General features: G+C 70.4%; 8 protein-coding genes. 5 read left to right on the top strand and 3 right to left on the bottom strand.

Annotated elements, in window-relative coordinates; genetic code table 11:
- A partial coding sequence (locus tag J7E68_RS08560) for an MFS transporter (protein ID WP_215171717.1) occupies positions 1 to 437 on the top strand: 437 nt, incomplete at its 5' end.
- A 25-nt stretch (positions 438 to 462) separates the two neighbouring features.
- Here J7E68_RS08560 and galE read toward each other — a convergent pair.
- The 3 genes from galE to galT all read right to left on the bottom strand — a co-directional run bounded on the left by galE (position 463) and on the right by galT (position 3,918).
- Entirely contained in the window at positions 463 to 1,440 is a 978-nt protein-coding gene (gene galE / locus J7E68_RS08555) for a UDP-glucose 4-epimerase GalE (protein ID WP_215171715.1), read from the bottom strand.
- A 61-nt stretch (positions 1,441 to 1,501) separates the two neighbouring features.
- A complete protein-coding gene (gene galK, locus J7E68_RS08550; protein WP_215171713.1) occupies positions 1,502 to 2,701 on the bottom strand; it encodes a galactokinase in 1,200 nt (399 codons plus the stop codon).
- On the bottom strand, positions 2,698 to 3,918 hold the full coding sequence (gene galT / locus J7E68_RS08545) for a galactose-1-phosphate uridylyltransferase (protein WP_311416736.1): 1,221 nt from the start codon (positions 3,916 to 3,918) through the stop codon (positions 2,698 to 2,700). The genes galK and galT overlap by 4 nt, the downstream gene beginning before the upstream one ends.
- Positions 3,919 to 4,076: 158 nt before the next feature.
- Here galT and J7E68_RS08540 point away from each other — a divergent pair, with 158 nt between their 5' ends.
- From J7E68_RS08540 to J7E68_RS08525, 4 genes are all read left to right on the top strand, one after another.
- Positions 4,077 to 5,030 (top strand): LacI family DNA-binding transcriptional regulator, encoded by a 954-nt coding sequence (locus J7E68_RS08540; protein WP_215171719.1) that lies wholly within the window; start codon positions 4,077 to 4,079, stop codon positions 5,028 to 5,030.
- A 327-nt stretch (positions 5,031 to 5,357) separates the two neighbouring features.
- Positions 5,358 to 6,521 carry a Gfo/Idh/MocA family protein gene (locus tag J7E68_RS08535; RefSeq protein WP_215171709.1) on the top strand — a complete coding sequence of 388 codons (1,164 nt, stop codon included), beginning with the start codon at positions 5,358 to 5,360 and terminating at the stop codon, positions 6,519 to 6,521.
- A gap of 2 nt (positions 6,522 to 6,523) precedes the next feature.
- A complete protein-coding gene (locus tag J7E68_RS08530; protein ID WP_215171707.1) occupies positions 6,524 to 7,711 on the top strand; it encodes a dihydrodipicolinate synthase family protein in 1,188 nt (395 codons plus the stop codon).
- Complete coding sequence (locus tag J7E68_RS08525; protein WP_215171705.1) at positions 7,708 to 8,571, top strand: sugar phosphate isomerase/epimerase family protein; 864 nt, start codon at positions 7,708 to 7,710, stop codon at positions 8,569 to 8,571. The genes J7E68_RS08530 and J7E68_RS08525 overlap by 4 nt, the downstream gene beginning before the upstream one ends.
- Positions 8,572 to 8,603: the final 32 nt, after the last annotated feature.

Raw genomic sequence — 8,603 nt, 5'->3', positions numbered from 1 at the left:
GCTCGTCGCCGCGGTCTGCGCTGCTGTGGAGCGTCGCGGTCTTCGGCATCGCGGTGCTCGGATATCTGGTCCTATCGACGGTTCTCGCCGCCGCCCTCGTCGGCGTCGCCGTCGGGGTGGGGGTGGGCGGTCTGCTGCAGCTGCTCGAGGTCGTGCTCGCGCAGATCATCGACGACGATGCCACGCGCACGGGCCACCGCCGAGAAGGCGCCTACTTCGGGGTCAACGGCTTCGTCGTGCGCGGCTCGGTGGTGCTGCAGGCCGTCGTCGCTGCGGTGGTGCTCACGGCATCCGGCTTCGACGCATCACTGGGCGAGGCACAGCCCGAGGCGGTCGACGGCGGCATCCGCGTGATGGTCGCGGTAGTGCCGCTCATATTCGCGGCTCTCGCGTGGCTGTGCTTCTGGCTCTACCCGATCCGCACCCGAGACCTCTGAGACCGCCCCCGAGGCCTCGCGCGCGTCAGGACGCGGCCCGACGCGCCTCCCAGCCCGTCCGCACCATCTCGTCGACCGTGTACCGCATCTTCCAGTCGAGGTCGCGGGCGGCGAGCTCTCCGGTGGCGACGATGCGGTCGGGGTCGCCCGGGCGGCGGGGGCCGATCTCAGGGGTGAAGTCGATGCCGGTGACGCGGGCGACCGCATCCATGATCTGCTTCACGCTGAGGCCGTCGCCCGAGCCGAGGTTGTAGGCGGGCTCGATCGACTCTCCGGCGGCGAGGCGCTTCGCGGCGGCGACGTGGGCGGCGGCGATGTCGCCGACGTGCACGTAGTCGCGCACGTTCGTGCCGTCTTCGGTGTCGTAGTCGTCGCCGAAGATCTTGGGGGTCTTGCCGGCGATCAGAGCCTCGAAGACGATCGGGAACAGGTTGTGCGGGCTGACGTCGTAGACGGTCGGGTCGGCCGAGCCGACGACGTTGAAGTAGCGCAGCGAGGTGTGGCGCAGCGGTGCGGCAGAGCCGGCGGTGGCTGTGGCCTGGTCGCGCAGCAGCCACTCGCCGATGAGCTTCGACTCGCCGTAGGGGCTGGCCGGCTTCTTGGCGGTGTCTTCGACGACGAGCGCGACATCGGGGGTGCCGAACACCGCGGCCGACGACGAGAACACGATGTTCGCGACTCCTGCCGCCTCCATCGCCTCGAGGATCACGCGGGTGCCTTCGACGTTCTGCGCGTAGGTGTGCAGCGGGCGCTGCACCGAGACCCCGGCGTACTTGTAGCCGGCGACGTGGATGACGCCCTCGGCGTCATTGTCGCGGAGTGTCTTCTCGACGAGGTCGCGATCGAGGATCGAGCCCTGCACGAACGGCACGCCCTCGGGGGCGAACAAGGCGACACCGCTCGAGAGGTCGTCGATGATGACGGGGGTGAGCCCGGCATCCGCCAGTGCGCGGACGACGTGCGAGCCGATGTAGCCGGCGCCGCCGGTCACGATCCAGGACATGATGCTCCTCTGATGGTGGTGAGTTCAGTATTTCAGGGCAGCATCCGCGGATGCTGACCGGTCATGCGTCGCGGTGCGCGCCCGCCGACGTGGTGACGGTGAAGATCACCGGGTCTGCGAATCCGGATGCCGCGAACGCCGCAGTCACGGCATCCGTCACTTGCTGCACGGCGTGCTGTTCGATCAGCGCGATCGCGGCTCCGCCGAATCCGCCGCCGGTCATGCGCGCTCCGATGGCGCCGGCCGCGAGGGCGGCCTCGACCGCGGTGTCGAGCTCGGGGATCGAGATCTCGAAGTCGTCGCGCATCGATGCGTGCGAGGCGACGAGCAGGTCGCCGATCGCACGGGCTCCTTCATCGCGCAGCACCCGCACGGTGTCGAGCACGCGCTGGTTCTCGGTGACGACGTGGCGGACGCGGCGGAACGTCACGTCATCCATGAGCTCCTCGGCGCGGGGGAGGTCGTCGACCGAGACGTCGCGCAGGCTCTCGGCTCCCATGATCGCGGCCCCGCGCTCGCAGGCCGCGCGGCGCTCGCCGTAGCCGCCCGTCGAGTGCGCGTGCTTGACCCGGGTGTCCATGACGAGGATCGCGAGCCCCGCCTCGGCGATGCCGACCTGCACGAGATTCGCATCGAGCGAGCGGCAGTCGAGGAAGATCGCGGCATCGGGTTCGCCGAGCATCGAGGCCATCTGGTCCATGATGCCGGTGGGGGCGCCGACGGCCTCGTTCTCGGCCTTGCGGCCCACGCGCGCGAGGGCGGTGCGGTCGAGTCCGGCTGCCCAGAGGTCGTTCAGGGCGGACGCCGTGGCTCCCTCGATCGCGGCGGACGACGAGAGCCCTGCGCCCACCGGCACGTCGGAGGCGATGGCGATGTCGAGACCCGAACCGGTGGCCGCCGAGGGGGCGACGCCATCGGCCTGACGCAGTGCCCATGCGACGCCCAGGGGGTAGGCGGCCCACTCCGGCACGCGCGGGGCGGTGCCGGTCGGGGTCGGGAACAGCTCGTCGAGCTCGTCGAGAGCGACCTCGACCGGCTCGTCGGCGAAGGTCGGGGCGACACGGATGCGCCGGTCGTCGCGCGGGCCGACGGCGGCCACCGTGCGGTGCGGGATCGCGAACGGCAGCACGAAGCCGTCGTTGTAGTCGGTGTGCTCGCCGATGAGGTTCACGCGCCCCGGCGCCGACCAGACGCCCTCGGGGGCGTGGCCGGTCAGGTCGGTGAAGAGCGCGCTCGCGGCGTCCTGGGTCGTGGTGGTCATGCGGATGCCTCGTCTGTGGTGTGTGCGTGTGCGTGTGCGTGTGCGGCGTCGGCCTTCTCGATGGCCTCGCGGATGCGTGCGGCGCCCTGCTCGGGGGTGACCTCGGCGGCCCACGCCCACATCGCAGCCTCAGAACCGGCGAGGAACTTGAGCTTGTCGGCGGCGCGGCGGGGGCTCGTCAGCTGCAGGTGCAGCCGCACGCTGTCGCGGCCGACGTTGACCGGAGCCTGGTGCCAGGCCGCGATGTAGGGGGTGGGGGTGTCGTACAGCGCGTCGACGCCGCGGAGAAGACGCAGGTACAGGGGGGCGAGCTCGTCGCGCTCGGCATCCGTCGTCTCGGCGAAGTCCGGCACATGCCGGTGGGGCATGAGGTGCACCTCGAGGGGCCAGCGAGCGGCGAAGGGCACGAATGCGGTCCAGTGCTCGCCGCGGAAGACGACGCGCTCGGAGGCCTGCTCGGACTCGAGGATGTGCTGGAAGAGCTCGGGGGCGGTGCGGTCGATCGAGTCCAGCACGCGGGTGGTGCGCGGCGTGACGTAGGGGTAGGCGTAGATCTGGCCGTGCGGGTGGGGGAGGGTGACGCCGATCGCCTCGCCGCGGTTCTCGAACGGGAAGATCTGCTCGATGCCGGGGAGCTTCGACAGGGCCGCGGTGCGGTCGGCCCAGGCCTCGATGACGGTGCGGGCGCGGGTGACCGACTGCGTGCCGAACGAGCCGGTGTGCTCGGGGCTGAAGCACACGACCTCGCAGCGGCCGACCGAGGTGCGGGTGCGTCCGAGGCCGAGGGCTGCGAGATCGTCGAGTCCGCGGGGCGGGTTGCTCGCCTCTGGGGCGGTGCCGATGGCCTCGGCGAGGGCGGGGCCGAAGGCGGGCGAGCGGTTCTCGAACACCGCGACGTCGTAGAGCGACGGCACCTCAGACGGGTTGGTCGGCGACTGGGGGGCGAGCGGATCGGCGTCGGCGCTCGGCATCATCACGCGGTTCTGGCGGTTCGCTGCGACCGTGATCCAATCGCCTGTGAGCACATCGAGGCGCATGGTGGCGGTCTCGCCGCGCGCGTCGAGGGTGCGGGAGTCGACGGCGCGCTCGGCACCGAGCGTCGTGTCGGGATCGTCGAAGTAGATCAGCTCGCGGCCGTCGGCAAGCGTGGTCGCGCGCTTGATGATGCCGGCGGAGAGGGTCTCGGTTCGCAACTCAGGAGATTTGTGCGTGTTCACGTAAACACGGTACGCACACCGCCGTGGTAACGTCAACATTCCGGAGTTGTGGACGCGAACAGGAGGTGCCCGTGGGCGACGATCTCTTCCGCGATGACGACCTGCTGCGCGGCACCGCTCGCCCCCGTCGGCGCCGAGCCTCGTCGGGCCGCGTATCGATGGCGATGGTGGCCTCTCGAGCGGGTGTCTCTGGTCAGACCGTCTCGCGCGTCGTCAACGACAGCCCCCGGGTCGACCCCGCCACGCGTGAGCGGGTCGAGCGGGCGATGTCCGAGCTCGGCTACCGCCCGCATCGCGCAGCGCGTGCCCTGCGCACCGGCCGATCGCAGACGATCGGACTCGTCGTCACCACGCTCGCCACAGTGGGCAACTCGCGCATGCTGCAGGCCACGGCCGAGGCTGCCGCCGAGCGCGGCTATGCCCTCACCCTCGTCACGGCGGGCGACAGCGTCGCCGACGCGTTCGAACGGCTCGCCGAGCAAGAGGTCGACGGCGCGATCGTGCTGAACGAGGCCTCGGCCCTGGTGCCCGCCGCCGAACGCCCGCCCGGGCTGCGGCTCGTCGTCGTGGATGCGCCGGCGTCTGCCGACCTCGCGGTCGTGCACAGCGACCACATCGGAGGCGCCGCCGCGGCGACGGCTCATCTGCTCAGCCGCGGCCACGACACCGTGCATCATCTCGCGGGTCCCGTCGATTCCTTCGCTGCGGCCGAGCGCGAGCGCGGGTGGCGGCAGGCGCTCGCCGCCGTCGGCATCGACCCGCCGGAAGTGGTGCGCGGTGACTGGTCGGCCGAAGCCGGGTTCGCCGCGGGTGAGGCGCTGGGTGCCGCATCCGCTGTCTTCTGCGCCAACGACCAGATGGCGCTCGGTCTGCTGCGTGCTCTTGCCGAAGCGGGCCGGCGCGTGCCCGAAGACGTCAGCGTGATCGGATTCGACGACGTGCCGGATGCCGCGAACTATCGCCCGCCGCTGACGACGATCCGCCAGGACTTCGCCGCTCTCGCGCACCGCGCCGTCGACCTGCTCGTCGCCGATATCGAGGGTGTCGGTGACGGCGCGGCATCCGCAGTCGTGGTCCCCACCCTTATGGTCGAGCGCTCCAGCACCCGCTGACTCCCGCGGGCGTTGCGTCCCGTCGTCGCCCTGCCGCGCGTCGCGGCGACGCGACGCCCTGGCGTCGAATCCACCTATCCGCTGCGGGGTCAATAGCGCACCCGCCGCCCGCTGCGGGGTCACAAACGCACCGGAAGCGCGCGTTTCGGGTGCGTTTTTGACCCCGGCTGCTGGCGGCCTGGCCGCGAGCCGGCCGCAGCCTTCCTCGACGCTCCCGGATAGCGGTTTCCACCGCCCACTTGCGCGCTCGACCGAGTCGTGGCAAGCTACCGGAAAGCGCTTACCGGCACCGCGAAGCGCGACGGCTTCCCACAGAACGGACCAGCAATGTCACAGGCGACAACCCGCGAGATCGGGATCATCATGAACGGCGTCTCGGGGCGCATGGGCTACCGCCAGCACCTGGTGCGGTCGATCCTCGCGATCCGCGAAGAGGGCGGCATCGAGCTGCCCGACGGATCCCGCATCACCGTGAAGCCGCTGCTGGTCGGCCGCAACGAGGCCAAGCTCGCCGAGCTCGCAGCCAAGCACGGCATCGAGGACTACACGACCGACCTCGACGCGGCGCTCGCCGACCCCAAATGGGAGATCTACGCCGACTTCCTCGTGACCAAGGCCCGCGCCTCCGCTCTCCGCAAGGCGATCGCCGCGGGCAAGGCCATCTACACCGAGAAGCCCACCGCCGAGTCGCTCGACGAGGCCCTCGAGCTCGCACGCCTCGCCGATGCGGCCGGCGTCAAGACCGGCGTCGTGCACGACAAGCTCTACCTGCCCGGCCTGCAGAAGCTCAAGCGCCTGATCGACTCGGGCTTCTTCGGCCGCATCCTGTCGGTGCGCGGCGAGTTCGGATACTGGGTCTTCGAGGGCGACTGGCAGCCCGCGCAGCGCCCGAGCTGGAACTACCGCACCGAAGACGGCGGCGGCATCATCGTCGACATGTTCCCGCACTGGAACTACGTGCTCGAGAACCTGTTCGGCGAGGTCACGAGCGTCTACGCTCAGGCCGCCGTCCACATCGCCGACCGCTGGGACGAGAACGGCGAGCACTACACAGCCACCGCCGAGGATGCCGCCTACGGCATCTTCGAGATCGAGGGCGGCATCGTCGCCGAGATCAACTCCAGCTGGACCGTGCGCGTGAACCGCGACGAGCTCGTCGAGTTCCAGGTCGACGGCACCCACGGATCGGCCGTCGTCGGACTCTTCGGCGCCAAGATCCAGCCGCGCAACGCGACGCCGAAGCCCGTGTGGAACCCCGACCTCGAAGACACGCACGACTACGACACCGACTGGCAGAAGGTGCCCACCAACGACGTCTTCATCAACGGCTTCCGTCAGCAGTGGGAGGAGTACCTGGTCTCGTTCGTCGAGGGCACGAAGTACCCCTTCGACCTGCTCTCCGGAGCCCGCGGCGTGCAGTTCGCCGAGGCGGGCCTGACCTCCAGCGCCGAAGGCCGCAAGGTCGCGCTCTCGCCGCTGACGCTGGGCTGAGAATGTCGACTCTCCGACTTCTCGACGCCGCAGGCGTGGTGGCGGATGCCGAGCTGCGCGAGGGCGGCGGATACTCCCGCCCGACCTCGCCGCTCGTGAGCCGTGTTGCCTACGCCGCGGCCCACGTGGTGCCGAAGGTGCACGCCGACAACACCCCGGGGCAGCCCGCCGACATCGACTGGGACTCGACGCTCGCGTTCCGCCGCAACGTCTACTCGTGGGGTCTCGGCGTCGCCGACGCCATGGACACCGCGCAGCGCAACATGGGCCTCGATGCCGCCGCGACGCGCGAGCTCATCTCACGCAGCGCCGAGGTCGCCCGCGAAGAAGGCGGCTCGGTCGTGGTCGGCGTCAACACCGATCACGTCGCCGAGTCGCACATCTCGCTCGACCAGGTGATCGATGCCTACAAGGAGCAGCTGCACTTCACCGAAGAGCAGGGGGCGGGCCCCGTGCTCATGGCCTCTCGCCACCTGGCCCGGGTCGCCGAGAACGCCGACGACTACCGTCGCGTCTATCGCGAGGTGCTCGCATCGGCCACGGTGCCGGTCGTGCTGCACTGGCTCGGCACGGCCTTCGACCCCGAGCTCGCCGGATACTTCGGAGCGGATGACTGGCAGACGGCATCCGCGGTGCTGCTCGATGTGATCGCCGAGAACCCCGACAAGGTCGCCGGCGTGAAGATGAGTCTGCTGAACGCCGAGTCCGAGATCTCGGTGCGCGAGCGCCTGCACTCTCACGGATCGACGCAGAGTGTGCGCATGTTCACCGGTGACGACTTCAACTACGTCGGCCTGATCGGCGGCGACACCGTGGGCCAGGGCGAGGGGCACTCCGATGCGCTGCTCGGCGCGTTCGCGGCGATCACCCCGGTGGCGTCCGCGGCGATCCAGGCGCTGGATGCCGCAGACGCCGCTCGCTATCTCGAGATCCTCGGCCCGACCGAAGAGCTCAGCCGTCAGGTGTTCGCGGCTCCGACCTTCTACTACAAGACGGGCGTCGCCTTCCTCGCGTGGCTCAACGGGCACCAGCCGGCATTCCAGATGGTGGGCGGGCTGCACTCGGCGCGAAGCCTTCCGCACCTCAGCCGCATCGTCGAGCTGGCGAACGTGTCGCTCGCCCTCGAGAACCCCGAGCTCGCGCGAGAGCGCTGGCACGGGATGCTGCGCCTGAACGGAGTGGACGCATGACCGTCGATCCCCGCCTGTCGATCAACCAGGCCACGATCAAGCACGCCGACCTCGCGACCGCGCTGCGGGTGACGGCGGATGCCGGCATCCAGGCGATCGGTCTGTGGCGCGAGCCCGTGAATGAGGTCGGACTCGACGTCGCCGCGCGCATGCTCGCAGACTCGGGACTCCGTTTCACGACGCACTGTCGTGGTGGCTTCTTCACCCTCCCCGAGGGGCCGGAGCGCGTCGCCGCACTCGACGACAACCGCCGCGCGATCGAGGAGACCGCGACGCTCGCCGCTGCGGGCGCCGAGGGATCGACGGCCGTGCTCGTGCTCGTCGCCGGAGGGATCCCCGCCGGGTCGCGCGACCTGATCGGCGCACGTGAGCGTGTTCGCGACGCGATCGGCGTGCTGGCGACCGACGCGAAGGCGGCGGGGGTGACGCTCGCGATCGAGCCACTGCATCCGATGTATGCCTCCGACCGCGCCGTCGTCTCGACCCTCGGGCAGGCGCTCGACATCGCGGCCGACTTCGACGCCGAGGTCGTGGGCGCGGCGGTCGACACGTTCCACATCTGGTGGGATCCGCAGGTGCTCGAGCAGATCGCGCGCGCCGGCCGCGAGGGGCGCATCGCGACCTACCAGGTGTGCGACTGGAAGACCCCGCTCGCCGCCGACGTGCTGCTGTCGCGGCACTACACGGGCGACGGCGTGATCGATTTCGGCTCTCTCACGCGCGCGGTGATCGAGACCGGATACGACCGCGACATCGAGGTCGAGATCTTCAACGCCGACATCTGGGCGGATGCTCCCGAGAACGTCGTGCGCCGCACGGCCGAGACCTTCGCGGCCGCGGTCTCGCCGCACCTGCGCTGACGGGAACCCGGGCCCGGTCCCGCGGGCCGACT

It is taken from the genome of Microbacterium sp. ISL-103 (assembly GCF_018613995.1).
GTDB lineage: Bacteria > Actinomycetota > Actinomycetes > Actinomycetales > Microbacteriaceae > Microbacterium.
Note: the sequence above shows the minus strand (reverse complement) of the source record. Positions and strands in the feature narration are given on the sequence as shown.